Source organism: Halocatena halophila (assembly GCA_027563145.1).
Taxonomy (GTDB): Archaea; Halobacteriota; Halobacteria; order Halobacteriales; family Haloarculaceae; genus Halocatena; species Halocatena halophila.
This window is the reverse complement of sequence record CP071307.1, coordinates 148364-174041: the sequence shown is the minus strand read 5'-3', so window position 1 is coordinate 174041 and position 25678 is coordinate 148364. Positions and strand designations below refer to the sequence as shown.

At 50.1% G+C, this 25678-nt stretch carries 27 protein-coding genes and 4 pseudogenes; 17 read left to right on the top strand and 14 right to left on the bottom strand.

What is annotated here, in order from left to right:
• Positions 1 to 138 precede the first annotated feature (138 nt).
• From JXQ78_RS15040 to JXQ78_RS15025, 4 genes are all read right to left on the bottom strand, one after another.
• Entirely contained in the window at positions 139 to 1320 is a 1182-nt protein-coding gene (locus tag JXQ78_RS15040) for an ABC transporter ATP-binding protein (RefSeq protein ID WP_330633336.1), read from the bottom strand.
• 27 nt (positions 1321 to 1347) lie between these two features.
• On the bottom strand, positions 1348 to 2223 hold the full coding sequence (locus JXQ78_RS15035; RefSeq protein ID WP_330633335.1) for a carbohydrate ABC transporter permease: 876 nt from the start codon (positions 2221 to 2223) through the stop codon (positions 1348 to 1350).
• On the bottom strand, positions 2223 to 3149 hold the full coding sequence (locus tag JXQ78_RS15030; protein ID WP_330633334.1) for a carbohydrate ABC transporter permease: 927 nt from the start codon (positions 3147 to 3149) through the stop codon (positions 2223 to 2225). The genes JXQ78_RS15035 and JXQ78_RS15030 overlap by 1 nt, the downstream gene beginning before the upstream one ends.
• Positions 3150 to 3227: 78 nt before the next feature.
• On the bottom strand, positions 3228 to 4514 hold the full coding sequence (locus JXQ78_RS15025; RefSeq protein WP_330633333.1) for an ABC transporter substrate-binding protein: 1287 nt from the start codon (positions 4512 to 4514) through the stop codon (positions 3228 to 3230).
• 724 nt (positions 4515 to 5238) lie between these two features.
• Here JXQ78_RS15025 and JXQ78_RS19125 point away from each other — a divergent pair.
• The 6 genes and pseudogenes from JXQ78_RS19125 to JXQ78_RS14990 form a co-directional block, all read left to right on the top strand.
• Positions 5239 to 5528: pseudogene (locus JXQ78_RS19125) on the top strand (glycoside hydrolase family 97 N-terminal domain-containing protein); the annotation flags it as partial.
• A 36-nt stretch (positions 5529 to 5564) separates the two neighbouring features.
• The gene (locus tag JXQ78_RS15010) at positions 5565 to 5879 is read left to right on the top strand and encodes a hypothetical protein (protein ID WP_330633559.1); all 315 of its coding nucleotides are present in this window, start codon (positions 5565 to 5567) and stop codon (positions 5877 to 5879) included.
• Positions 5876 to 6292, top strand: coding sequence for a hypothetical protein (locus tag JXQ78_RS15005; RefSeq protein WP_330633332.1), 417 nt, complete (start codon positions 5876 to 5878; stop codon positions 6290 to 6292). Before JXQ78_RS15010 ends, JXQ78_RS15005 begins: the two co-directional genes overlap by 4 nt.
• 357 nt (positions 6293 to 6649) lie before the next feature.
• The gene (locus JXQ78_RS15000; RefSeq protein WP_330633331.1) at positions 6650 to 6922 is read left to right on the top strand and encodes a hypothetical protein; all 273 of its coding nucleotides are present in this window, start codon (positions 6650 to 6652) and stop codon (positions 6920 to 6922) included.
• Positions 6919 to 7125: a hypothetical protein gene (locus tag JXQ78_RS14995; protein ID WP_330633330.1), complete on the top strand. Its 207-nt coding sequence runs from the start codon at positions 6919 to 6921 to the stop codon at positions 7123 to 7125. Before JXQ78_RS15000 ends, JXQ78_RS14995 begins: the two co-directional genes overlap by 4 nt.
• 440 nt (positions 7126 to 7565) lie before the next feature.
• A complete protein-coding gene (locus JXQ78_RS14990; RefSeq protein ID WP_330633329.1) occupies positions 7566 to 7910 on the top strand; it encodes a hypothetical protein in 345 nt (114 codons plus the stop codon).
• A gap of 312 nt (positions 7911 to 8222) precedes the next feature.
• Here JXQ78_RS14990 and JXQ78_RS14985 read toward each other — a convergent pair whose 3' ends face one another.
• The gene (locus JXQ78_RS14985) at positions 8223 to 8846 is read right to left on the bottom strand and encodes a helix-turn-helix domain-containing protein (protein ID WP_330633328.1); all 624 of its coding nucleotides are present in this window, start codon (positions 8844 to 8846) and stop codon (positions 8223 to 8225) included.
• A gap of 88 nt (positions 8847 to 8934) precedes the next feature.
• The gene (locus JXQ78_RS14980; protein WP_330633327.1) at positions 8935 to 9396 is read right to left on the bottom strand and encodes a helix-turn-helix transcriptional regulator; all 462 of its coding nucleotides are present in this window, start codon (positions 9394 to 9396) and stop codon (positions 8935 to 8937) included.
• A 280-nt stretch (positions 9397 to 9676) separates the two neighbouring features.
• On the opposite strand from JXQ78_RS14980, the pseudogene JXQ78_RS14975 reads away from it, so the two are divergent.
• The 4 genes and pseudogenes from JXQ78_RS14975 to JXQ78_RS14955 form a co-directional block, all read left to right on the top strand.
• Positions 9677 to 10008 (top strand): annotated as a pseudogene (locus tag JXQ78_RS14975) (TrmB family transcriptional regulator); the annotation flags it as partial.
• A gap of 610 nt (positions 10009 to 10618) precedes the next feature.
• Positions 10619 to 10972 (top strand): phosphotransferase, encoded by a 354-nt coding sequence (locus JXQ78_RS14965; RefSeq protein WP_407934075.1) that lies wholly within the window; start codon positions 10619 to 10621, stop codon positions 10970 to 10972.
• Positions 10973 to 11300: 328 nt separating this feature from the next.
• Positions 11301 to 12146 (top strand): formate/nitrite transporter family protein, encoded by an 846-nt coding sequence (locus JXQ78_RS14960; protein WP_330633323.1) that lies wholly within the window; start codon positions 11301 to 11303, stop codon positions 12144 to 12146.
• Between the two features lie 368 nt (positions 12147 to 12514).
• Complete coding sequence (locus JXQ78_RS14955; protein ID WP_330633322.1) at positions 12515 to 13354, top strand: UbiA family prenyltransferase; 840 nt, start codon at positions 12515 to 12517, stop codon at positions 13352 to 13354.
• A 160-nt stretch (positions 13355 to 13514) separates the two neighbouring features.
• Here the strand turns inward: JXQ78_RS14955 and JXQ78_RS14950 are convergent, their stop codons facing one another.
• The 3 genes and pseudogenes from JXQ78_RS14950 to JXQ78_RS19120 form a co-directional block, all read right to left on the bottom strand.
• Positions 13515 to 15107: a flavin-containing monooxygenase gene (locus JXQ78_RS14950; RefSeq protein ID WP_330633321.1), complete on the bottom strand. Its 1593-nt coding sequence runs from the start codon at positions 15105 to 15107 to the stop codon at positions 13515 to 13517.
• Between the two features lie 24 nt (positions 15108 to 15131).
• Positions 15132 to 16013: a ribonucleotide-diphosphate reductase subunit beta gene (locus tag JXQ78_RS14945; protein WP_330633320.1), complete on the bottom strand. Its 882-nt coding sequence runs from the start codon at positions 16011 to 16013 to the stop codon at positions 15132 to 15134.
• Positions 16014 to 16347: 334 nt separating this feature from the next.
• Positions 16348 to 17018, bottom strand: a pseudogene (locus JXQ78_RS19120) (hypothetical protein); the annotation flags it as partial.
• Between the two features lie 8 nt (positions 17019 to 17026).
• Between JXQ78_RS19120 and JXQ78_RS14940 the strand changes: the two are divergent.
• From JXQ78_RS14940 to JXQ78_RS14930, 3 genes are all read left to right on the top strand, one after another.
• Positions 17027 to 17401: a hypothetical protein gene (locus JXQ78_RS14940; protein WP_407934074.1), complete on the top strand. Its 375-nt coding sequence runs from the start codon at positions 17027 to 17029 to the stop codon at positions 17399 to 17401.
• 264 nt (positions 17402 to 17665) lie between these two features.
• Entirely contained in the window at positions 17666 to 18448 is a 783-nt protein-coding gene (locus tag JXQ78_RS14935) for a class I SAM-dependent methyltransferase (protein ID WP_330633319.1), read from the top strand.
• A gap of 151 nt (positions 18449 to 18599) precedes the next feature.
• Complete coding sequence (locus JXQ78_RS14930; protein ID WP_330633318.1) at positions 18600 to 19388, top strand: SDR family NAD(P)-dependent oxidoreductase; 789 nt, start codon at positions 18600 to 18602, stop codon at positions 19386 to 19388.
• A 363-nt stretch (positions 19389 to 19751) separates the two neighbouring features.
• On the opposite strand, the gene JXQ78_RS14925 is transcribed toward JXQ78_RS14930, so the two are convergent.
• From JXQ78_RS14925 to JXQ78_RS14920, 3 genes and pseudogenes are all read right to left on the bottom strand, one after another.
• Positions 19752 to 20174 (bottom strand): hypothetical protein, encoded by a 423-nt coding sequence (locus tag JXQ78_RS14925; protein WP_330633317.1) that lies wholly within the window; start codon positions 20172 to 20174, stop codon positions 19752 to 19754.
• A 5-nt stretch (positions 20175 to 20179) separates the two neighbouring features.
• Positions 20180 to 20321, bottom strand: a pseudogene (locus tag JXQ78_RS19115) (DUF6166 domain-containing protein); the annotation flags it as partial.
• Complete coding sequence (locus JXQ78_RS14920) at positions 20278 to 20454, bottom strand: hypothetical protein (RefSeq protein ID WP_330633316.1); 177 nt, start codon at positions 20452 to 20454, stop codon at positions 20278 to 20280. The pseudogene JXQ78_RS19115 and the gene JXQ78_RS14920, both read right to left, overlap by 44 nt.
• A gap of 50 nt (positions 20455 to 20504) precedes the next feature.
• Here JXQ78_RS14920 and JXQ78_RS14915 point away from each other — a divergent pair, with 50 nt between their 5' ends.
• Both JXQ78_RS14915 and JXQ78_RS14910 read left to right on the top strand, forming a co-directional pair.
• Positions 20505 to 20840 (top strand): hypothetical protein, encoded by a 336-nt coding sequence (locus JXQ78_RS14915; protein ID WP_330633315.1) that lies wholly within the window; start codon positions 20505 to 20507, stop codon positions 20838 to 20840.
• Position 20841: 1 nt separating this feature from the next.
• The gene (locus tag JXQ78_RS14910; RefSeq protein ID WP_330633314.1) at positions 20842 to 21717 is read left to right on the top strand and encodes a fumarylacetoacetate hydrolase family protein; all 876 of its coding nucleotides are present in this window, start codon (positions 20842 to 20844) and stop codon (positions 21715 to 21717) included.
• 255 nt (positions 21718 to 21972) lie between these two features.
• On the opposite strand, the gene JXQ78_RS14905 is transcribed toward JXQ78_RS14910, so the two are convergent.
• A complete protein-coding gene (locus JXQ78_RS14905) occupies positions 21973 to 22098 on the bottom strand; it encodes a hypothetical protein (RefSeq protein ID WP_330633313.1) in 126 nt (41 codons plus the stop codon).
• Positions 22099 to 22264: 166 nt separating this feature from the next.
• Entirely contained in the window at positions 22265 to 23659 is a 1395-nt protein-coding gene (locus JXQ78_RS14900) for a dihydrolipoyl dehydrogenase family protein (protein ID WP_330633312.1), read from the bottom strand.
• Positions 23660 to 23891: 232 nt separating this feature from the next.
• On the opposite strand from JXQ78_RS14900, the gene JXQ78_RS14895 reads away from it, so the two are divergent.
• The gene (locus tag JXQ78_RS14895; RefSeq protein ID WP_330633311.1) at positions 23892 to 24101 is read left to right on the top strand and encodes a hypothetical protein; all 210 of its coding nucleotides are present in this window, start codon (positions 23892 to 23894) and stop codon (positions 24099 to 24101) included.
• Positions 24102 to 24169: 68 nt separating this feature from the next.
• Positions 24170 to 25633, top strand: coding sequence for a 2,5-dioxovalerate dehydrogenase (gene xacF / locus JXQ78_RS14890; RefSeq protein WP_330633310.1), 1464 nt, complete (start codon positions 24170 to 24172; stop codon positions 25631 to 25633).
• The last annotated feature ends 45 nt before the right edge of the window (positions 25634 to 25678 follow it).

The following is a 25678-nucleotide window of genomic DNA, read 5'->3' as shown; positions in this document are numbered from 1 at the left end:
TGTTCGCAACACCAATAATAAAGATATCTAATTAGAAAATACAATATCTTTATGAAATAAATTTTTACTAGAGTGATACTGTTTCGGGCAGTCGTATAGCTATACTGGGCGAACAGGAGCAACTATGAGTTTGAGCGGTTACATGGTGGATTCAGTTGCCTCGGATTCATCACGCAAACGGTTGTGTACTGCTAGTCCGGTTTCTCCATCGAAGAGATGGATCTCCGATTCGGGTATATGTGCGACGACCGTCTGTCCTGGGGTTAGCTCCCGTTCACCGTCGATCGTAGCGACAAACGTGGCGTCGTCTGCCCCGCTGAACGAGAGGTGGATGGTATTCTCGTTGCCCATCGGTTCGACAACATCAACGATCGTCTCGAAGCTATGCTCATCCGAGACTTCTGCGATGAACTCGACGGATTCGTGATCGATAGCAGCAGTCGCTTGGGTTAGCTCAATCGACTCTGGCCGAACGCCGAACGTCACCTGCGACACGTCGTCCACTGCATCTCGAAGCTTCCGTGTGAGCGGGTATGTAAACTGCTCGGTTACTAACCGGTCATCCTGGACAGTCATCTCGAAGAAATTCATCGATGGGTCCCCAATAAATCCTGCGACAAACCGGTTTGCGGGCCGGTGGTACGCCTCTAGGGGCGTTGCAACTTGCTGGAGCACTCCATCATTGAGAATCGCAATCCGGTCGCCCATCGTCATTGCTTCGGTCTGGTCGTGAGTGACATACACTGTGGTGGTGCCAAGCTCTCCTTGCAGTTGCTGTAGCTCCGTCCGCATGTCCGACCGGAGCTTTGCGTCCAGATTCGACAGTGGCTCGTCCATCAAGAACACCTCCGGGTCGCGGACAATCGCACGGCCGAGCGCAACGCGCTGTTGTTGGCCGCCCGACAGCTCATCGGGGGTTCGATCGAGCAACTCATCGATGCCAAGCATTTCTGCCGTTTCGGTAACGAGTGGTCGAATCTCCTCATCGGAGAGTGTAGTCGATTCTTCGAGTCCAAAGTTCATGTTCTCACGGACAGTCATGTGCGGATAGAGCGCGTAGGACTGGAACACCATCGCAACGTCCCGGTCTTTTGGCTTTACGTCGTTTATTACCCGATCACCGAGGTGGATCTCACCGGCCGTGATTGTTTCTAAACCTGCTAGCATCCGGAGTGTGGTCGATTTGCCACAGCCAGATGGTCCAACGAGAACGAGAAACTCGCCATCGTCGATGGTCATCGAGAGATCGTCAACGGCAATGATGTCCTCACTGCCGTCATCGAACGCTTTCGTCACGTGATCAAGTTTGAGGGTACTCATGGTTCTATGAAGTGATAATCGATCGATTCACGTTGCAACACCTTTCGCGAACTGTTCTCCAAACATGATGTAGACGACGATAGTCGGTAATGCAGCAATGAACGCTCCCGCCATCCGAACGCCAAACCCAATTTCCGAGAGGCTGGCACCGAGCTGTGAGAGGGGAACGGTCACCGGTGCGCCCTCACCGGGCCCCACCACAACCAGTGCGAATAGCAAGTCGTTCCACACCTGCGTGAACTGATAGATGAGCGTGACCGCGAACATCGGTACGGACAGTGGCAGGATGATCCGCCAGTAAATTCGGATCGGCGTCGCACCGTCGAGCCGTGCGGCCTCGATCATCTCCACAGAGAAGTTCCGGTAATACGTCCGAAACAGCAGCGTCGTGATGGGAATCCCATAGGCGACGTGTGAGATGATGAGCGCAAGAAGGTCGCCATGGTACGGTTCGAGCATCGGGAGCCCCCACACCGTCTGGAGCAACTCATCAAGCGGTAAGTACACTGCCCAGAACTTCGATAGCGGGATGAGCACTGCCTGATAGGGAATGAAAATCCCTGCAATGAACAACACGAGGATTGGCATCTGTCCCCGCCAGTTCAGCGTCGTCAGGCCGTAGGCTGCGGTGCTACCGAGTAGCGCGGAGAGGATCGTCGCCGGGATGGCAAGAACAAGGCTGTTGAACAGCCCGTTTGCAAGCTGTGAGAACGCTTGTCTCCACTTTTCGAGTGTGAATCCGTCGAGCCCCGGTGGTAAAAACGGTGCTGTTGACAATGGATTCATCTTGAGTGAGGTCATCAATCCGATCTCGATCGGCAATAGATAGAAGCCGATGAGTGCCACAAGCACACCGTACAACAGGAGCTGCCGTCCGTCGCTCGCTCGCTCGTGAATCGACATCAGAGTTCACCCCGCCGATGCTGGTAGGTGAGATACGGCGTGATAATGGCGAGCGCGAGCGCGAATAGCATGATTCCAATCGCGGCTGCGTACGCCTGATTGTTGATACGAAATGCCTGTCGGACCATCATCGTTGCGAGGATGTCAGATCCTTTCGGTGGGATGTAACTTCCAGTGAGCGAGTAGAGGAAGTCAAAGGCCTTGAGTGCGAACACCATCAACACGACTGAGGCGCTGATCGTTGCACCTTTCAACTGTGGAATGATGACGCGTTGATACAGTCGGAGCGTGTTTGCCCCGTCTGTTCGGGCTGCCTCATACTGCTCTTGGGGAATCGCACGCAGTCCGGCGAGGTAGACGACCATCGCGTACCCACTGAACTGCCAGACGAGAGCGAAGATAACTGCTGATAACACGAGATCCGGGTTGCTGATCCACTGATATTTGCTGAATCCCAGCGAACTTATAATGATGTTAATGAGACCGTTGTCGTAGTTGTACATCCAGAGCCAGAACTGTGCGGTCACGACAAACGAAAGGCTCATCGGCAACAGATAGATCGTTCGAAAGCCGTTGTCAAAGCGCAGCTTCCGATCCATCATGATCGCCAACAGGAGTCCAATAGCCAAACAGACGGCAGTGAACGTGATGAGGAGAACAAACGTATTCGTCGTCGCATTGATGAACGTCGGATCCCCAAACGCTCGTGTGTACTGCTCAATATCAAGTTGGCTGTAATCGACCCCACCGAAACCGGATGTTTCGGTCAGTGAGATAACGAAGTTCCAGCCGATAGCGCCGTAGACAAAAAATCCCATCAACAAGAACGGAGGAAGCCAAAACAGAAGCGACCCGAGAAACTCGTCGCTAACGTTCGAGAGCAGCGTCGGTTCGTCTGTCGACACCGCGGATCCACCGTCTGTCATGGGCTCTTGGACCGCCGAGTGATTGTATTCGTTATCGGGGTGAGTTTGCCAATCATAGTACGAAGAATCACGGCTTCATTAGAACGCATCCATGAACGCCTGGGCGGTTTTGTCAACAGACGCATCTGTAAACGAAAAATCTCTCACGGCCTGTTTCAATTTCGTGAGAATTTCTGGTTTGACTGCGAGTCCATGTGCGATAGAAGGCGGTTGCACAGTCGAGTCCTGGAGGGACTCGATCTGTGCGGTCTGGAACGGGCCGAACTCCCCCGTAGAGACGTCAGCACGGGGCGGAACGGATCCCTTCTTCGTGTTAAAGCGGACCTGTGCGTCTTTCGTTCCGACGTACTGTAGCCACGTTTTCGCTGCTTTAGACGCCGGTCCGTCCTGCGGGATCACCCACGAATCCATGTTGAGTGCGTACTGCCCGCTCGTTCCAGGAAATGCGACGTGGTCCCAGTTCTCTCCGAAAGCAAAATCCGACCCATAGGCACCGGCCGCCCAGTCGCCCTGGTGGAAAAAGCCAGCAGCGCCTTCCACGAACATGTTGTTGGCCTCCTTCCAGCCGATGGTAGAGGCGTCGTCCGGAAACTGTTCACTGTAGGCGAGAAGAGTCTCGAAGGCGCTGGCGACAGCATCTTTGTCGCCGTTACCGTTGATGAACGCCTCATAGGCATCGATACCCGCTTGTCCGAGGAACACGGTTGCCCACAACTGGAGTGTCGTCCATGGCGACTTCGTTGAGTGAGCCATACCGACGGCATCCGTGTTCTCACTGATCGTCCGTATCGCATCGGCCAGTGCCATTGGGTCGTTCAGCTTCGATGGATCCACGCCAGCCGCTTCGACGACGGTTGTATTGTAGAAGAGGTTATTCATCCGGTGAATATTGGTAGGAATGCAGACGAAGGTCCCGTTCGACGTTGCGGCCTGCTTTGGCCCGTCAAGGTAGGCGCTTTGCATGTTGTTGTTTGACCAGACGGACTCACCGATGTCGCCAAGGAGATCCGCGTTCGTGAACTGTTGGAGATTTTTGCCAGGCCATTCGGTCCACGAACCTGGTGGGTTCTGATTGTTGAGTCGGGTGTTGATGCGTGCGTCGAGACTCGTGTTGCCGCCGCCACCAATAGCCTTGGCGTTCACATCGATGTCTGGGTGTTTCTCCTTGAACCCTTCCAGCATACTGTCGAAGGCGATCTGTCCGTCACCTCCGCTCCAGCCGTGGAGAATTTCGAGCGTTTCGTTGCCGCTATTATCGCCGCCACCGGTACAGCCGGCAAGACTCGTGAGTGCTGCGGTTCCAACGAGACCGAGCCCCTCGAGATACGTTCGTCGCTGAAGATTTTGCGTGAGTTTCTGTGTCATGGGTGGTGTTGATGCGAGTTGCATTCACAAGAGGTCGGTAACACTCCTTAAAGGTTATCAAAATTAACTCTATTCCGAATAATTATTTTGAGACCATAGTTCAATCGGCCTATCGAAAGTGTACCTCGCACATCGCGAACGCTACACGCTCTGAAATAGGGATTAGAGAAGTCGTAAACGTCTATTGTCTATGAAGCGTTTCGATCTGGAAAGCATGTTAAGAACAATCACCGACTCTGCATACGAGTAGACCGATGAATCATCATCTCGGACAACCGGTTAATGACCCCCGTTGTCTGATTCGCTCGGAAACGGGTCTAACGAGAGCGAGTGATGAATCGATGCCCATTACAAACGTAGGAGTGTAAAGTGAATTCCTATCTCAAAGATTTACCCACCGATAAAATCACACCTCACGAATCGATCGCGAGCATAGAGTGAAACAGGCTAGATACAGTCCAAGAACAGTTGCAAAACGGGACTGTTGGAAGCCCCATTCCGGTAGAATTCCTCAATGTGGCAGTACAATCGTAAGTAAACACCAGAAATATTAAGTCACTTTGTAGTGAAAAAGTGAGTGAATGACAAATAATGGTGGCAGAAACTCCATATAGAGAGGTATGAACCGTCGTTGTTGAGTCGCCGATCCGGTATCGGCGGGATCGCCACATTGTTTGCCGCATCGACATACTCGCTGTCCGTTCCGGATGCTGTTGTTGCACAGGTGACGAACAGCGACGATTCGGTTACTCAGACAGTCACGTCCCCGAACGAACGCGTGGTTGTGACAGTTGACGTTTCTGATGGCCGGGTAAGTTACAGCGTTGCATACGATGGAGTATCAGTTATCTCGGATTCAGCACCCGGTTTCGAGTTCAAAACCAGGACGCCTTCCGTGAGAAACTCACGGTCACTGGAAGCGAACGCTCAACAGTCGATACGACCTGGACGCCCGTCTGGGATCAGTACGACGAGATCAATGAACAGTATAAAGAACTCCGACTCGGGCTCTATGAGAGCGAGAATCCAGGTCGGACCGGAACACTCGAAGTGTGGGTGTTCGACGAGGATCTCACTGATGTCCGTATCGATAAACTCATCGTTGATCCGAGTACAACCATACTCGCGTCACTAGTCCGGGGCGGTGGGCAGGCAACCAGATTGACACGTGCGACACACAAAGAAATAAAGACGCTCCCAGCCTATGAATCTCCTGAGCAACAGTATACGTCCCTCAAAGTGCCGGAAGCTGCGGTATCGGGCCAAACAATCGACATCACAGTCACAGGAACGAACTCGGGGACAGTTATCGGTGGAGAAACCGTAAACGTCTACATCGATGGGAGGCAGGTTGGAACGACATGAATTGGGCGGCCACCAACTACGACGATAGTGACTGGGAACAAGTCGAACTACCTGCAAGCTGGGAAGATCATTCGGGATACACGGCGGACCAAGTCTTTGGCTGGTACCGGAAAACGATCGAGATCCCAAAATCCTGGGACGACTATGGAAATAGCCTACTACTACCATTAGGCAAGATCGACGATGTGGACCGAACGTTCTTCAATGGGACGGAAATCGGCAAAAGTGGGAGCATCCCCGCAGATGACTTTCGCACTGCGTGGACGGAACACAGAGAATACCCATTGTCGATGGTCGATGTTAATTTCGGCGAGAAAAATACCATTGCAATCAAAGTCTACGACGAGTTTGGGGGTGGCGGACTCTATGCGGGGCCACTTGGTCCCCTCCGTCTCAGATCCAATCATCCTTGAACGAGACAGATCTCACGACGCTCCTCGATTGAGATCACCGCTTTGTCTTTAACGGGTTGCTAGAGGGTGCCAGTATCGATATTCTAGAGGAAGAGTCCGATCACTCCGACCAAGACACTAAGATTCTTCCAGTCTAACCTGGCATAGAGAGTCGCGACAGCTATTTTGGAAAGAAGTGACAGTAGTCGCTGTGCATCACCTCCTCAAGCAGTGAATGTTCAGCACGGTGCAGGTTTGTAGTCTACCAATGCTGTTGTTATTACCGATCTGAAGGCGTAATCTGTCCAGTTTGCGTAGTGATGCTGACGGGATGGCGATCGAAGGGGAAATTACAACTCAACCACCAAGCATCATGTGATGAGTGATTCAAGACGGTGGAGTAGTACGGAGAAAGAAAAACGACTCCGCCGACTGTTCGAGAAGATACACAATCGAGGCAATGAAGCGGAGTTCATCAATGCCAAGTTTGGGGACGACGATCTGCTGTACCAATATATGATCGGATTCCACAATGTCACCGGACTGGATGACGAGATGGTTGAATCAATGAACGACATCATGGACAAGCACGATCTCGGAATCGAATCGAGTAGTGCTGACCGTGGCCTGCTTGGAGTATCGTCTCGATGATTCGCCGATTGGTCACACGTGAGTCCACATCGACCGATAACGAGTGGATCAATGCGTATCATAGAAGCCCTGAGTCCGCCGATGATGCATACACCGTGTTTGTTGACATCTGTAAGACGGTCTACGGATACAATCCAAGTGATGTGACTGACGCAGTCATCGTCAACACCGACACGACCGACATTTCCTGGACAGACGTATGAATACCAGCCACTAGTTGAAGGTAGATAAATTATCTTAAGAAAACGGACATAGTTGATAAGATCTGAGATAACGAATTGGTTATAGATCGTTGTACGGTCTCGTAATACTCAAACTCCTACGCTAGGGACCTATCACAGCATCCAGAGGACAGGCGTTTGGTGGGCGTCTGGCTGGTGAGAACTATCCACAATGGCTCCGCAGTAGATCCGCTCTCTGACCCTCGCCATCAGAGTATCTCGGAGGGACGTTTCGAGCGAGCATTCAAATTCGAAAGTGATCGTTCCCGCGGTAGTGCATGGATATCGTTTGCATGAACGGTCTCGGGATGGGAAAAACGTTTAGAACACCGGAGAAACGCTATAGACGAATATAAGCCAGTGTGTTCACACCCATATCATTACCCCATCTAGATCCATTTTGATAGGTGGAGAACAGCCCAATGCGTAAAACAACAATCGCCGTCGTGGTTGCTATCGCCATCGCACTGATTGCTGTTAGTGCCGTGAGCGCGATGGGAATCTACGACAATACCAAGAGCACCGAGACTGATGGGACCACAGCACCGGATATAAATGAGAAGTGTCAGATATTGATGGAACAACATGAGAATGTGTCTGTGGATCAGTGCATTCGAATGATAGAAGACAATGGTGGATCGCAGATGGAACAATGTGGAGAGATGATGCAGACGTGTATGCAGATGATGAACGGAAATGAATCGAATCAGAGGGGCAGTTCCGGTATGGATGGCATGATGAACAGTGGCCCAATGGGCTGCCACTAATCTCTTGTTTCCTTCAGATCTGATATAACGAAGTTGAATGCATGCGTGACTCCATGACGATCCAAGGCGAATCATTTCGCCTTTATTTCGTGGGAGATCCTAAGAGGCGTTTGTCTCATGGTGGCGGAGACAGCTCAGATTGCTCTACTACGATGCCCTGGTACCCGTAGTCAATCGTTTCTCATCGTCCTTCTCGTAATGGGGATGGTTCTGAATCGGACACTCACCAAGTCGCTCGGTGGTATCGATCGCGTGCTGAAAGAACTCGAATAGCGTTGGAAGGTTATCGAACAGAGGGAATGTCTCTGACGTTCATCCCTCAGCGATTGAGGAGAGAATTCGGGCTTCTATCTTTCGGAGATGTTCGGACGCCGTGCTTGGCGCACAGCCCAGAGCTGCAGCGACGTCTTCTGCAGTTCCTCGGCGCGGAACATCGTAGTAACCAACAGTGACTGCCGCGTCAAGAACCTCACGCTGGCGCTCGGTAAGGTCAGATCGTGGTGTTGTTGCTTGTGGTGAGTACTCGTTCACGCGATCAATCGAGGCTCGCCGACGAACGTCAGCGGGGAGCGCATCGAACCCGTGTTGGACGTCTGAATCGCGGCCAATAATCTCAATCGTACAGCCGGTATCATCAAAGACGACCGGGAACATGATCATGAGTTGGTAGTCATTGAAAAGCCGAAGGAGCGTCAATGCCTGCTCGGTTGGCTGACAGTGCTGATAGACATACCAGAAATCCTGTTTTGTCTCTACCACTTCGTACGCTAACTGGTTCGGCTCGTTCGTTGTCTCTAGTTCACTGAGAAGCTCATCGGGATCGATGTGAACCAGTGATAGCTCGAGTATCGTTCCATCCGGAAGGAGCTGGATATTGAGTAGACGACCTTCTGTTATCACTGAGGCGGGAGCAATGACGTCTTGTGGGAGCGTCATACGGAGATATTTCATTATTATTGGCTACTGTGAACGTTGATCAATATCAGCAGCCAAGAGCTTCCTTCAAAACAAATCTTGTGATTAGTCATGCAGAATCCGAACGAGGCTTATCCACGCCAGAGAGCGATTTGTCTGGATAGATACGATATGTCCGACCGTATTCCTCCCTGTAGAGCAGCCCGCGCTTTTCGAGATCAGTTACGGTCTGACTAATTTTGGCTTTCGAAAAGTCAGCGCGGTCTCGCAGTTCGCTTTGCGTAATGCCGGGAGACGTAAGCACCGGTTCAACAATCTGTGTCTCATCGTGGGGCAGAACGTCTAGAATGCCTGCTTGAGTTGAATCTGCCGGCTCCGGCGGTGAGTCAGTATAGCGCTGTGTAGATCCATCATCTCCGTACTCACTCGTCTCACCAGCAGTGAACGGTGAGCTTCTACCCGACCAGGGATGGGTGCTACGAACTGTGAGATATCCGCCACCCAAAGCAATGGTCCCAAAAGCGACGCCAGAGAGAGTTACAAGCCCGGTTGTGAGTGAACACGATATCATACAACTGAAATAGTGCTCCGATACCCTACTCTTTGTGGTTATCATCAATAACGATCCTTTCGGTGAGAGCTTTGAGCTCTTTCGACCCTTGGTTCCGACGATTGCGGCACTTACTACACCTTCTTCGGAATCCACAGGACTGTGGATCGTGTACCCGATATCTCTCGGAGTGGCAAATGACTCCAGGCCTCTCAGAGACATCATCGTCTGGGAAGTACCAATATACGACTGATAAAACAAAACATCACATCTAATTTGCTTGGGTGTATACCGACAATCTATGTCTGAATTGGGCATGCTGGGCCTCTCAAGTTACGAGGAGAAAGTCTATCGATCGCTTCTCGTGACAGGAGCAGCAACTGCAACTGAACTCTCTGAGATCAGTGCAGTTCCGAAAGGTCGTATTTACGATGTGCTCAACGGTCTAGAAGCTCGCAGGCTGATCCGGATGCGATCAAGTGACCCAAACCAGTACGTTGCCGTACAGCCAGAAACTGTTGTCGACAGGCTACTGGCCGAGAGAGCATACGAACTGAAACAAGAGTGAATCGGTATCGAAAGGGGGCAGAGAACGTCCGTTCGAACCTCTTGCCGACACCACCGACCGACACGTTGAATCGTATCTTGACTGCAGAGTTTTCGAATCCAGACAGCAAGGACGTCACATATCTCACTCGCCGCCTGCCACACGCGGTCTTTGACGTCTCACTCGCCAACGGCGATCATTTCATCATCAAGTTCACACAGGAACCCGCGGGTCGCGATCGTCTGCGTCGAGATATCTGCATGCACCGCTATGTGCGGGCATAATCCTCGCTCTCGGTGCCACAGATTCGAACCGCAACCCTCTCCCCAGCCGACGACGTTCCGCCGTACTATATTTCCGAAACCATGTCCGGGTGCTGACGGCGAGACGCTCCCCAAAAACACGACCCGTGAAAACCGAACGGAGCTGACACACCAGTTGGGAAGCGTTCTCGGAGAGATTCATGACCAGCTCCGCTTTGATCGAGCGGGCTGGATAGCATGGTGATGAGGATTCGCTCCTCCTTGGTGGACCATCGGACTGGCTAGCATTGCTTCGTTCCCGAACGAAGCAGTATGGTGCTGCCCTCGTAGGCACCCGATTCGAGAGCATCGCCCGCGGGCCAATGAACTGGTCGAGAAACAGGCCACAAACCTCACATTGGACAATGTACCTCGGCTTCTTCACGGTGACCCGGTGCCAAGCTTCGTCATCTTCGACACCAACAAGGTCACTGGTGTCGTCGACTGGGTATGGGCATGGGTCGGTGATCCCGTGTACGACTTCTCCAGGGTTGTTCGGGGTTTCGAATTGAACGAACCCGACGCCGAGACACTGATCGACTCGTTCGCCACCGGTTACGAAAGCGTCCGTGCGTTCCCCGACGATTTCGATCATCGACGGAAGGTGTACGACGTAATCGTTCGTCTCAAGCCGTTGAACGCGTTTGACGAGTGGGGTCCGAAGTCGGGCGACAGGCAGGAGGCCGTGGCCACACAGGTCGAGGAGAACATGATGGAACTCATCGAGCGCGCCCACTCATCTGCATAGGATCAATTCGATGAGAGAAGATATTCGTCGTAGCCGTGCTATTTTCCTTGCCCTTATGAATTGTATAATACTGGTTTCCTGGATATTGACCGCAAGCGGCATCACATCTGCATCAGATCTGGCTAGAGCCGAAGTCTTTGATGGATGCCACGGCTTTTAGCCGGTAGATGAGATAGTGAAATAACAAATATTACTACTCACTGGAGATGCCCACATATTCATCAATTGTCGCCGATTTATACTTAAAAATGAGATTTATAAAATATTTTTATTTAATTAGTTTATTGTTAGAGAATATTTTAATAGAATATACCGAGATTAGCTGTACATGAGCGACGATTCCAATAACCCAACTGGGGCAACGCTTTCTTATCGCAATATCCTCGAACGAGAGATGGAGAACGCGCTGAAAGAGATGGATCGGCCTTCGGTAGGAACGTTCATTTCTGGAATCTCGGCGGGACTCAACCTGAGTTTCGGTGCGTTGTTTATGGCGATGGTACTGACCTTCGCTGGAGAGTTTGACTCCAAACTTACCCAACAGGTTGCTCTCGCTGGCATTTCTTCAATCCCCTTTCTGTTCGTGGTCATCGGACAAACTGAACTATTCACTGCTCATTCGACGATGGCAGTCCTTCCGGTATTGGACGGCCGTGCGTCCCTTTTCGATCTCGGGCGCATTTGGGGTGTGACATATGTATCGAATCTGCTTGGCTGTCTAGTGTTCGTTGTATTGGTCGCCGCGATCGGTGCACCAATGGGGATTGCTGAACCGGCAGCGTTCCAATCGCTTGCGGGAGCACTCGTAGACCTCCCGTGGTGGGTTATCACCCTTTCAGGAGTCATCGCCGGGTGGCTTATGGGGCTAGCAACCTGGCTATCGGCCGCCAGTCGAGATACGATCGGTCGTATCGTTTTCGTCTTACTTACCACTGCAGCCATCGGATTCGGGCCATTTCACCACGCCATCCTTGGCACGACTGAAGTGCTCTCAGCGGTCGTCCTCGATACAGCGATTACACTCGAATCGTTCGGCATTTTCTTGTTTTTCACGACGATAGGAAACATCATTGGTGGATCGGTCTTCGTTGGCCTGCTCAACTATGGACATATCGCTCTTGCAGGCGAACAGAAAGACGTCGATTTTCAGGCGAACGACGGTGAGAAGTCATAACTCTACTATTGACGACGATCAGCATGCACGTGAGAAGTACGCAACGCCCACCAGCGTGTGCGAAGTGACGTTCAAGACGTACCCGGTGGTCGACCTCGCAACCGGCGAAAAACAAACTACCCGACGATGATCACGATTCTTCATTCCGCTCATGTTGATTAACTGAGCGTGCCGTTCGACCATGGGTGGCTTCACCCGGCTCAAAACGCCTTCGGCACATCCAACCCTGGTGGTGCTGACGGTCATCCTCTTGTATATTTTAGTTATTCCATGCAACAGTTACTTTAACAAAAAGGTTAAAACAACTAACTCGAGTAGATCAACAAGTAACATGATAATAACGGCAAGCAAATTCAGGTGGAACTAATATGAATATAATGAGATCACTAGTGTACAGCAATGTACTGATCTCGCTAAGTGGAGTTGGAATGGCATTGTTCACGCAACTATTGGCCGGATTTCCAATATCCATCTACCCGCTCTTTATCGCCTTTGTCATGCCAATGGTGGTGTATAACTTAAATAGATTGACAGATATAGAAGAAGACAAAGTAAATGTCCCGGACCGGACTCAATTCGTGGAAAAATATTCAAAATATCTTGCTATAATCAGTATCTGTGCTTATATAGTAGGTTTAGTCTATGCTTTCACTGAAGATCTCCAGCTATTTACTTTATCACTAATATACCCCGGTTTAGGCGTCATCTATTCTGTATTCCGAACAAAGAAGTATCTTTATGTAAAAAATTTGATTGTTGGTGTTGCCTGGGGAACGATACCGATAGTAACTGGTTCATACTATGGTGAAATTTTTAATAATGTTGTTTTATTTTTATTTGCATTTTTCACTTCCTCTTGGTTTATAAATACAATTATATTTGATATCAAGGATATAGAAGGAGACCGGGCTGAAGGTGTAAGAACAGTTCCGAACACCTATGGGCTCCAGTCTACCAAACTAATCAATTTGACTCTGAATGTAATAATCTCAATTTTGGTGATTTTACTGGCATTCTCAGGTCTCATTCCCATAGAAGGGTTGATTCTATTGCTTTTGAGTGGCTATATCACAGTATACATATGTATTTCGGAGGAAGATCATGGATATTGGTTCTATGGAATAGTAGTAGATGGAGAGTATATATTTCTGTGTCTATCAACTATAGTTCTGAGCTATTTTCATAGTATGCCTACCACAATATTGTAGGCAAGCAAATCATGCCTCACTAGGGTAATTGTCAAGCTGCTTTTTCATAGCTACCACCTTTAAGACTGAATGTTGATACCTTGTCAGTCGTAGGGTAAGGGCCCCCCTGTAGTGCGTCGGAAAATTGAGGGACCATGTCTCGAACTCGGTCGTTGTAAACTCACCTCTTATCCCTTACCTTATAATTTTTTAGTATATATAAGATGGGAACTGCCAACATAACGGAGAAAAGTGAGAGATAGACACCAGAGGCTGCGGTTAGTGGAGTAGACTCTCGCTCGTCGGCTTGGCGTTCTTCTATCAGTCCCCTATATTGCTTTCCACGTGCATTAATGCCGAGCCATTCTGTCGCAAAGGAGTGAGAACGTCGCGTAGGAATTCCCATATCGATAAGCAACTCATCAAACGTGTGGATGTCATATGCCCCATAGTAGTACCCCTTATGAAGAGGAATATTCTCATCCATCCAAGCTAAGCGCGATTCTATCCTCTCTTTCATTACGTCTTTATTGGGCATATCTGATAACTGACCCTGGAAGTAATCAGAAAGCCAATGAGCAGATAGATTCATAGAAAGAAAGTTGTTTAAAACCTCTCGCCGACCAAGTATCCCAATATCATCTTCGTTCAGAGGCAATATTCCACGGTAAAGATAATAGTCACCATCCTTTTTTAATCTAATTGATTCTGGTAAAAACGGATATTCGCTACGATAGCCAGTAGCCAATATGATCTTGTCCGCGTGTAATTTCTGGCCAGAGTCAAGAATAATCCCATCCTGATCGAGTTTCTTGACAGTACCCTTTATTGGCTGTATTTCTTCATTTTGTATAAACGAGGGGAATTCGTCAGGCATGACACCAGCCCGTTGTACAGCTAAAACGCTTGAGTCAGGTACTAAATCGTCCGGAAGATTTCGATAATCACTGCCAACTTTTACACCATTTTCAAGCAATTTTAAGAATGAAAATGTTAAAGGGTGAAGTAGTCTATCCATCCACCGCCAAGTATTCTCATTGTAATACATAGGTAAAACTGATTCACCGATTCGAGTATACAGTCCAGCGTTTTGAGGGACTATTTTCCATAACTTTTTGGGAGGGAACCAATTTGCCTTCCGAAATATCATTGCAGTTGATGTGGAAAACTTAGCTGATTCAGTGGCTATATCAGCTGCAGATTTCCCGCCACCAATAATAGCAATTTTTTTGTTTTTCAGTTGGCTTTTTGACTTCACCTCACTAGAATGTAGTATTTCGCCGTGGAATTTGGACTCATCTGCTATCTTAGGACGGTTTGGAATATCGTAAGCACCAGAGCAGACTACTAGATAATCGAAGCGTTCTTTGTTCTGACGGCTCTTTTTGATTTCCTGGGTTATAATAACCCATTCATTTGCATTTTTTCTAGCCTTTACTACTTCTGTTTGGAATTCAATATGATTTTCAACCCCAAATTCTTTGGCATAACTCTCTTGATAGCTCTGGAACTCTTCTGCCGGGGCATATGATTTCCCCCAAGGTTTGCCAATGAACTCAGTGACTTTATCTGGGAGTTGGTGGTTCAAATTGAGATACCGGTTTTCAGAGGACCACGTACCTCCTAATTCGCTATTTTTTTCATAAATAGTCACGTCATAACCATCTTCCAAAAATACCTTGCCAGCTGCTATACCTCCAGGACCAGCCCCGATTATACATACTGTGCCGTTCGTTTCACTACCGTTTCCGGTACTAACGCTAGATTCGCTCATTTATTTTTAGTTTTCGTTCTATGACTAATTGCTGATCGAATCTATAAATGACTCGAATTGATTATTTTTGGATATGTTTTTCATTCTTTTAGTATGGTTCTTTCTCATAAACATAATAATTTCCTTTTCGTCGATTTTCCCCGACTTGGGTGTAATGATGGTCGATAGAAGATCTTGTATGAGCGGGAGAACATTTGAGACATGTTCATCAATTTCTACTGGATCAATCTGTTCAATCTCCACAAGATCCGTAAGTTTCCTCACCCCATAGTCCACATGTCGAGCTTCATCCTGACTTATTTTGGCTGCTCCCTCCATTAGTGCTGGCAGTCTTGGGTTGTCAATATTATTCCCATTGTACATTTTCCTCAACCAGTGAAAACCAGATTGAAAGAGGATACCTTCCTGCGTCAGGTGATAATTTGCAAAGGCTCGAGCACAGTCGTGTGGGCTTCTTTTGTCCAGTAGCTTATTCATATCATCATTCAACCGTTTACTCTGAGCAATGTAGGATTCTGTTAACCACTGGTCATCATCTGGTTCGGTCGTTTCCATGCCACGAATGTCTTCTGCAGAGTTAATAGCCTGATACCAATACCGGGTGAAAAAATCCGCATGCTTAGCTTCTTCATATTGTTGGGTGGAAAGAAACATAGCATCACTTGTGGTTTTGGTTATCGCGAAAAATGGATGAAGATCTTCTACAACATCTTCCTCCCCCAATCCTATTTGAGCGATCACACTACGGAGAACCGTGAAATTGACTTCATCTAGATCTACTAATGCCTCTACATCATTTTTATAGTCTATTTCAGCTGGATCCCAGTGGTTTCTAACAGCGTCTCGATAATTTTTCAAGGATGGATCCGTCTCTTGTAGCTGATCAGTACCTTTTGCGTTATCCATAACAGGATATATGCCAACATTGGCAAAAATCTTTCGGGCAGATAATATAAATTTATATAGATTATATTAGATATTTGTATGAACTCCAGTATATAGTATGACTTATACTTATTGTGTGAAGGATTTTATTTTCTTCAACTTATCATGACTCGTTTCCCAAGAGGGTGTACTTCTTGAGAGAACACGCAGGGAAAAAATCCCAGTAATAGTGATTTTTGACCATCTCAAATTTTAGTCTTGTTACCCTCTGCGACCCTATTTGCCCTGATATCGGCTAGGTAGCAGATCAATGCACGGATCAGGCGTTTGTCCCGGCCATTTTTACAACCGCTGATCAATCCCAAGGCAACATTTTAAACCAACAATTATAATAAAGAATAAATATCGGCCGAACGGTACCGTTGCTCACGAGCCGGCGGCCACAGGGGTAGCCTGGCATCAATCGGCGGGGTTGACCGTAGGACTGCTTGGCAACGGCCAGAATACTGGTTCGCGTCTACACGTGGCGCGTACGACCTGTTCTCACCATCGATAGCTAGTTTCACCAGTAGATCGACGAGGCGCCAGACGTTGTACAGTATGCACGCGAACGCAAAATTGAAAACCGATAGTTGCGCTTGGTTGGGGTAGTCAGCACCTGAAATACTTTTGCTTCTTGAAGCTGTTCTCAATACTCCACCGACGCCGATATCAGCGCATCAGCTGCTCAATCATGGGGCGAGCGCCTTCTTGTCCATTTGCTGGCTGTCGGCATCACACGTTGTCACGTAGGAGTGGTTCGTTTCAAAATCACGGTTCCGATGATGTCCACAGCTCCGACCAGTGCCTTCTGCTTGCGCGTGGGGGCTCGTCAACTGTCCCTTCCGTGATGTGGACCCTATTGCCATTACGGTACCCATGCGATGGTATCTGCTTCGTCGCTGCGTTCAAAGATACGCGTCGGATTGAGGTAGTGGACTCCATGCTCCTCAGAGTCCCCTTTACTGGATTCCTGTCGGACGGTCGACGACGCGGTGTCTTTCCTCGAACGCATCTCCCACGCACAGAACTCGAACTTTCTGGTCGTAGATGCCGCCGGTGACATCACCCGATCGATCCAAGCCAGGCAGTCGCGACGACGCGACCTACCTACGGATTCGGTGCCATCACGAATCACTTCCAGTCCGAATCGATGCTTGAGTACGAACACATCAAGGAACGTTCCGAGAGCAGCGAAACTCCGACTCAAGAACCTCGTCGACCGGTTCAACACGCAGCAGGATGGATTCGACACGGTTGATATTCAGCGCGTCCTCACAGATCCCGAAGATGAGTCTGCTCGTGTGCGAGCAGAACGAGGACAATCCGATCATTACGCACTGATCGTGGGCGGTGGCACTCGGCGATGAAACCGGCACACTCGCGAAAGGGACCCCAGACGAAACGCCGTATACGTCCGTCGAGTTGTAAAAAGGCATCTTCTCGGACTTGCCATGTAAATATGTATCTATAAGTTGGTACGTAACCGTTGAGGTATCCAGCACATATGATATCCTATCCACATAAGCCAGGAATATTAATTAAGACGCAGATAGATACATATGGGAGTTTGATGTGGAAGAGAGGTTTTAAATATTTAGCAGCCAATTTAATATCATAAGGAGTTGTTTATTGTGTCTGAGCCATCAGATCATAAAGACGTTGTCCGTGAAGAATTCACAAAGCAAGCTGACGCTTATGCAGCAAATTCAATATTAACTGATTCAGAAAAAGTCAAAAGACTAGTCCAAGCAACTAATGCACATCCTGAAGCACAAGTCTTAGAAGTCGCTACAGGACCCGGCCACGTAGCATTTGAGTTTGCTAAAGTATCTGATGAAGTTGTTGGAATCGACATTACTGAAGCTCCACTTGAGATAGCGCGCAAGAAGAAACAGGAACGGGATATAGAGAATATTCATTTTCAGAAGGGTGATGGAGAGGATATCCCGTTCCCAGAAAATACGTTTGATATCGTAGCTTGCCGATTAGCGCTCCATCATGTTGAGGCCCCAAGCAATGTCGTCAAAGAAATGTCACGTGTATGTCGTCCAGAGGGTACAGTTGCAATAGATGATATTGTTGTCAGTGAATACTCGAAGAGGGGCAAGTATCAAAACAAATTTGAACGATTAAGGGATCCATCTCATGTTCGGGCTCTTCCTGTAAGTGAGATATTAGAAATATTCACGGAGAACAATCTAGAAATTATTCAGATAGAGACCGGTAAGCTCGTACAAGAAGTCGAAGAATGGCTAGACAATGCAGAGACGCCCCCAACTCGCGCATCAGAAGCTCGAGAAATGGTACTAAAGGATGCTAAACGGGACTTGAGTGGAACACATCCCTACTTCAAGGATAATGACTTACACTTCACCCAGCGTACTGCCGTAATAGCAGGCAAATGCATGTCTTGATTATTTCATAGTCTATTTATCCCCCATTATAAATACCTGTCTAAAATAGGTTTAATAGATAGATCATATAAAAAATGTACCTAATGCCTTAATTTCAGAATTAATTCTATACTACCATAGATTTAAGTTTCTTCCCTAAGATATAATCTATATGCGATTTGAAGACAAGACCATTCTCGTAACGGGAGCAGGATCGGGAATCGGACGGGCGACTGCGCAGCGATTTCGTGAAGAAGGTGCTACTGTCGTCGTCCTAGACATTGATGAAGAAAGTGGTAAAGAGACTATTGACACCATGGCTGATACAGAACCAGGAAGTGGAAGATTCCATCAACTAGATGTTACCAACTGGGAGAACTTTGAGTCGATAGTTAACGACGTTGCTGAGAACGAAGGTCTCGACGTACTGGTTAATAATGCAGGGACCATGCATCCATTAGGTCCTATGGAAACCATCGACCAGGAAACACGAGATCATATAATTGATTTGAACATCAAGGGTGTGTGGAATGGATGTAGCTCCGCACTTCCGATAATGCGTAACCAAGGACATGGAGCAATCGTGAATGTAGCTTCCCTGGCTGCAGTATTTGGATTTCCCCTCCAAGCAGGGTATTCACTCACCAAAGGCGCGATTCCGAACTATACTCGTGCTCTCGCTGCAGAAGCAGGTCCCTCTGGAGTACGAATAAATTCTGTTTGTCCGGGCATTACAGATACACCATTAGTCCGTGGTGTATTAGAGACACTAGATGACCCCGAATCCGCTCGTGAAGGCTTTGTTAACACATATCCACTTGGTAGATTAGGAGAACCAGAGGACATCGCCGATGCGATCCTATTTTTGTCTTCTGATGAAGCTTCTTGGATAACTGGTGAGAATCTTGTAGTGGATGGTGGTTTTCAAGCAGCAGGTGGGGATAGCTTCTACATGAAATAGCTATCTACGATCTGATGTCGGGCAGATAGCTCTGCAATGCACGTCCCGGATATTCTTTCCAACCATTTTCTCGACGGTAAAAGCTGACGACGATCAAAATCAGCTCGTCGGTTCAGATTTTCCTAGTTATGATGTGAAACAAAGTGGGGCGACACAGTGGCACCGCTCACAAACTGGGTGGACACGAGGGGTTCAATGATACTCAGGCGGGTCAAGTCCGTATGATTCCCTTGCCATGGTCAGAAACTGGTTCGCGTCCACCAGCGCTTGTACGATCTGTACTCGCCGTCGAGAGCGAGTTTCACCAGCAGATCCAGCAGTTGCCACACATTGTACAGACACACGCGAAGTTGAAACCGACAATCACTTCGGTTGAGTGGTACGCCCTATGAAGTGTTTGTGCTTCTTGAAGCCGTTTTCGATACCTAACTTGTGACGATACCGATGGATCAACCGCCCGATCATGTGGATGAGCGTCTTCACCTTTATCTCCTGGCCGTCGGCATCGTCGCCGATGAACAGGACTCCCTTGGTCATGTCGATCGCCGCCCAGAGTTTATCAGCGGGTTCACCGTGCGCTTCGGAGTCGAGGCCGACCAGCCCGGGCGGCTCGGAGGTACCGTTGGTGCTGTCAGCGGGGGTCAATGCCCCCGGATTCCGGTGTCGTTCGGTGGGTCTGCGGTTGGTGTCTTTGTGTCGAGTGTCCGATGCTCCCTCTGCGTGTGTATGGCGTGTGTGGTTCACCACCACGAGAACCCCGACAAACGGACGGAGGACTGTACCCACTAGCTGCTCACCACTTCGGTCTTGAACGCCTGGTACTCAGCAAGTGCCACCTCCTCATCGTCAGTGTAATCGACGGATGGTGAGTGCACGTTGTGCCGGTTCGCTACCACCATATCCTCATTCGAAGCCCGAGTTCGAATTTGAGGACGTGTTTTGCAACCTCAACTACGAGAACGTCCACCAAGCCGACCGGACCACCCACGAGGGCCACGTCATCGTTGACGGAATAACGCGAGACGTAGGGCTTTTTCTCGGCTCCTCCCTGGGGACGACCTTCCATACCACGACGACTTCAGAGCGTACGATCAGGAGTACAAAAACGTCCACTACGTGCCAACACTCCCCCACGAGGAGTATCTGACCGACTGGGACGGAGAGACTGCCTACGTCCAGCGGACGTTTCTCAAGTATCTCGAAGCAAATATGAATTTGATGGAGCTAGACGAGTTGCTGTGCCAGTACGCCGAGATAGAACCGACGTACAACATCGACGAGCGGAACGACACGCACAATCTGGAGGTGTACGCCTGCGGCATCAACGAAATGGTGTATTCGCCCGTTGATATCATACAGACGACTGGCGTCCCTGACGAGTACATCGAATCTGAAGGATATGGAGAACGACACGGGGGGATGCTACTTCCGTCTCAGGATGCTACTTCGTGATATGCGCTATTACCGCCTGCCAGCCGATGCCGACTCGCGGCTCATCGCCAGTGATGGACAGAACGCGTACGATCTCTCGACAGCAAGAGCGTCACTCAGGTCGTTCGGCGACTTGGCGTCAGTTGCCACAATCGTGGACACCGACATAGACGAGATCACAGACCGTCTAGTCCAAGATGCAGCAGTCGTCGATCCCGAAACGGTGTCGACCGAGGCGAAACTACCGGTGATCCCCAACGAGGTCTGGGCGGCCGGGGTGACGTACGAAATCAGTAGCGATGCGCGTGAACAAGAGAGCGGACGACCGGACATTTATCAGGATGTCTATGAGAACGAGCGGCCGGAACTCTTTTTCAAAGCAACGTCGAGCCGAACCGTCGGTCCCGGGAACAGCGTCGGGATCCGCACCGACTCGGAGTGGAATGTTCCAGAACCCGAACTCGCGGTCGTCATCTATCGTGGAACCATCGTTGGCTATACGGTTGGTAACGATGTGAGTAGTCGCTCTCTCGAAGGAAAGAATCCGCTATATCTTCCGCAGGCGAAGGTGTATAACAAATGCTGCGCACTCGGCCCATGCATCGCCTCTACCGGATCGATCAGTGATCCTCACGAACTTGATATGTCGATGACGATCGAGCGTGATGGAACCCGCGTGTTCGACGATACGACTTCAACGTCGAAGATGGTGCGAACGTGCGAGGAACTTACCTCATATCTCACTCGTTGCAACGCGGTTGCGGAATTGACGGTTCTGCTGACCGGAACCTGTCTTGTGCCCCCGGACGAATTCACGCTTCAGGACGGAGACCGGATCGTGATCGATGTCGAGAATATCGGAACGCTCACAAATGTCGTCGAAACGGTTCGAAAATAGCGAATAGAGATGTCTCACAGTCATTTTTAGATAGGTCACATAGGATTATAAAAACCGGACTAGTCATCAAGAATCTCTGCTGCGTTATCGCGCGGTTTGTAGCCAATCGTTCGCATCGTTTCGGTAATGGAGTAAAACCGTTCATCGTTTCGTGAAACCGCATTAACTGCCACCGGAGTGTCTGGCAAGTCTGCCGTCTGCTTTTCGATGGATATCCCGGCAGTCGTGGGGACTCAGCCAGGTTGCCCGGGTGAATCAGGCTTTTCTCGGCTTGAGGTCCTCACCTATCGTCTCACGGAGATCATCCTTGCTCATGTACCAGCCGATGCGGCCATTGATGACGTTGAGTCCGTGGACATCAGCATAGAACTTCGTCAACATTCATATGCGACGTTACTGACACCGTAGAAGGAGTTCGGTCGGGTCGAGTCATCGATATCAACAACACGTAGACGACAGAAATAAATACTATATCCAATCCTGTCGACCCAGTCGTTTGCTGTTCGACTGAACGCTGTTCATCTGCGCTCGTCGTAGACGATCGATCTCATACCCCGGAGGGCGCTACGTCTTGGATATCTTGGAATGCACCCTGGACAACCTCCGACAGCGCTGGATGTATATGGATCGTTTCGGCGATCGTTTTGGCGTCAGCACCGGCTGCGACCGCCGTACTCACCTCATGGATGAGCAACGATGCGTGTGGGCCAATGATGTGGAAACCAATCACGTCTCCATCGCTTCCGACAATGGCCTTCGCAAAACCCGCGTCAGCTTCCAGGGCCATTCCGAGCGCCGTATCATCGTAGGAGAGCGTACCAATCACGTAGTCGCGGCCATCGTCCCTGACTTCCGATTCGGTCTTGCCGAGTCCGGCAATTTGTGGGGACCCGAAGACGGCGTGTGCCATTCCAGGATACGTAACGGGCTGTCGATTTCCCGTAATCGCGTTCTCAATGACGTACTTGGCTTCTTTGTCGCCCGAGTGTTTGAACAGGTAGTTGCCTGAGATATCGCCTATGGCCCATACACCTTCCGTGGAGGTTTCAAGATACTCGTTCGTCTGTACGAACCCCTTATTGTTCGTCTCCAACCCTGCTGCCTTGACATCCCAGAGATCAGAGTTCGGTCTGCGGCCGGTGGCAACTAACAGTTCGTCTCCCTGTATCGTAATCTCGTCACCATCGTCCGACTCAGCAGTAACGGTTTTCGTATCATCGTCCGCCTCGAATGCAGTCGCCTCATAGCCTAAATGGAGTTCGTGTTTATCGTCATATACATCAGTTAGTCGCTCGGCGATGTCGCGATCTTCACGCTCGGCGAGCACCTCACTGTGGCTGACAATGGCGACGTCCGTCCCCATTGCGCCGAAAAAGTGGCTCATCTCGACCGCGATGTATCCGCCACCGACGATGACGAGGCGATCGAACCGCTCGTGGACGCGAAGTGCTTCGGCACTAGTTATAAACTCCACGTCGTCAGTGCCGCTGATCGAGTCAGGAATCAGCGGCCGTGAGCCGCCCGCAAGGACGATTTTCTCGGCGGTCAAGATTTCACTATTAGTTCCAGAATCTACTTCGACTGTATGATCGTCGATAAATCGGCCATCTGTCTGGTAGAACGTGATATTGTCGTTTTCACGGGCACGCTTGGCTTTTTCTTTTGCCTCTTCGGTGACTTCGGTGATGGCCTCGTCGACGATTTCCGCGAATGCAACGCCGTTCAGCGACGCGTCGATACCGAACGAGTTCGCCCGTTGTACTGTCTCAACGATGTCTGCTCGGTGAATGAGCTTCTTCGAGGGATTACAACCACGATTGAGACATGTTCCTCCAAGCCGGTCGCGCTCAATGAGCGCCACGTCAAGGCCCTCCTCGGCCGCCGCGGACGCAACGATGTTGCCCGTCCCGCCACCTAGCACAATGAGGTCGTGATCTCTCATGGGAGCAAGTACTACGACGATCTTCAAGAAGCCTCGTGCCACCAAGACGACACCTATCGCGGGAGGCTCTCTCAATCACTCACCCTGTGCAGGTAACAGGTTATGTGGACGACCGACACTAGCGTCGTTAACGCGAGAATGCGGAGCCAAAGCGCCCGTCTCCCGCCATCCACATTATAGAGTATCCAATAAGATCATACAAATAGAAATTGAGATCATTGGACTCGGACAGATGGCTGGCAATCTCGCCAAACAAGCACTCGAAAAAGGGATGAGGGCAGTCGGTGTCGATCCGAATGATCATCCAGATCGTGCGGAGAGCGGTGCAGTCGTTCTCGATGCGGAAGCATACGACCAACTCGTCGATGAACTCGATACGCTCCGTATCGTCTATCTCTCGCTACCCGCTGAGTCGCTCATCGACGACGAGCTTGAGTTTTGAACTACGTTCGCACTGCTTGTAATGGCAGGCCAAAAGAAGGGGAAACGTCGCCCCCGACCTACGGCGTGATGACACGGGGCTATGAGAATTACGTCAACGGCGAGTGGCGCGCCTCAACAACCGGTAAGACGTTCGCGGTCCGCAATCCCGCAAACGTCGAGGAAATCGTCGCTGAATGCCAGGATTCGAACACCGAAGACGCGACCGAAGCGGTTGAAGCGGCCGCAGCAGCACAGAAAGCGTGGGCGAACACGCCCGGTCCCGAACGCGGTAAGTTCTTACGCGAAACGGCAAAACGGATGGACGACCGAATGGAGGAGCTCGCCGAGACGCTTTCGCGAGAGGAGGGAAAGACGATCACCGAAGCCACTGCCGAAACCCAGCGGGCAGTGAACATCTTCTATTACTACGCAGAACGGGCCATGGATTATGAGGGGACAAGAAAACTTCCAAGCACGAGCGATCAGAATCTCTACACGATCCGAGAGCCGATAGGCGTTGCTGGTCTCATCGTCCCGTGGAACTACCCGATCGCAATTCCCTCATGGAAGATGGCCCCGGCGCTTGCCACAGGAAACTCCGTCGTCTGTAAACTCTCGAAGAACGCACCGACGGTGTTTCTGAACGTCACTGAGTGTCTCGACGCGGCAGCCGATGCGGTCGACACACCAGACGGCATCGTCAACGTCCTCACTGGCAGCGGCGAGAATGTCGGTCAGCCGATCATCGAACACGAGTTAGTCGACGCGATCTCCTTTACGGGCAGTCGATCAGTTGGCGACATGATCTACGAGCAGGCGACCAGCGAGCACAAGCGCGTCCAGACCGAGATGGGATCGAAGAATCCGACGGTCGTTACTGAGAACGCCGACGTGAGTTCAGCCGCCCAGACTGTGGGCAGTGCTGCTTTCGGCGTCACCGGACAGGCTTGCACGGCAACTGAACGCGTCATCGTTCACGAATCGATCCATGACGAGTTCGTCGACGAACTGGTAGCCTATGCCGACTCGCTCGACATTGGCCCCGGTCTCGACGATCCAGATATGGGACCGCAGGTGACCAAGGACGAACTCGAAAGCACACTTGCGGACGTCAAGACGGCGAAGAAAGAAGGCGCGACGCTCGAATATGGTGGTGCGAAACCGGAGGGGAACGAGTACGAGAATGGTCACTTCGTCGAGCCGACGGTGATTACAGACGTCGAATCGGACATGACCGTGATGCAAGAAGAGGTGTTCGGTCCGTTTGTCGGAGTCCTTAAAGCCACAAACATCGAGGAAGCCATCGATCTCGCCAACGACGTCGAGTTTGGTCTCTCTGCAGGCATCATCACCCAAAACCACACCGAAGTCAATCGGTTTATCGATGCCGTCAACTTCGGTATCGTGAAGGTAAATGGACCAACGACCGGTCTCGAACTTCACGTCCCCTTTGGTGGAATGAACGCCTCTTCCTCCGAAACGTACCGCGAGCAAGGAGCGGAGGGAATGGATTACTTTACTATCATCAAAACCGTCTACGAGAACTACTAACCCTTATTTTTTGATGCGGTCTCGCTTTCTTTCGATCCGGCTTGA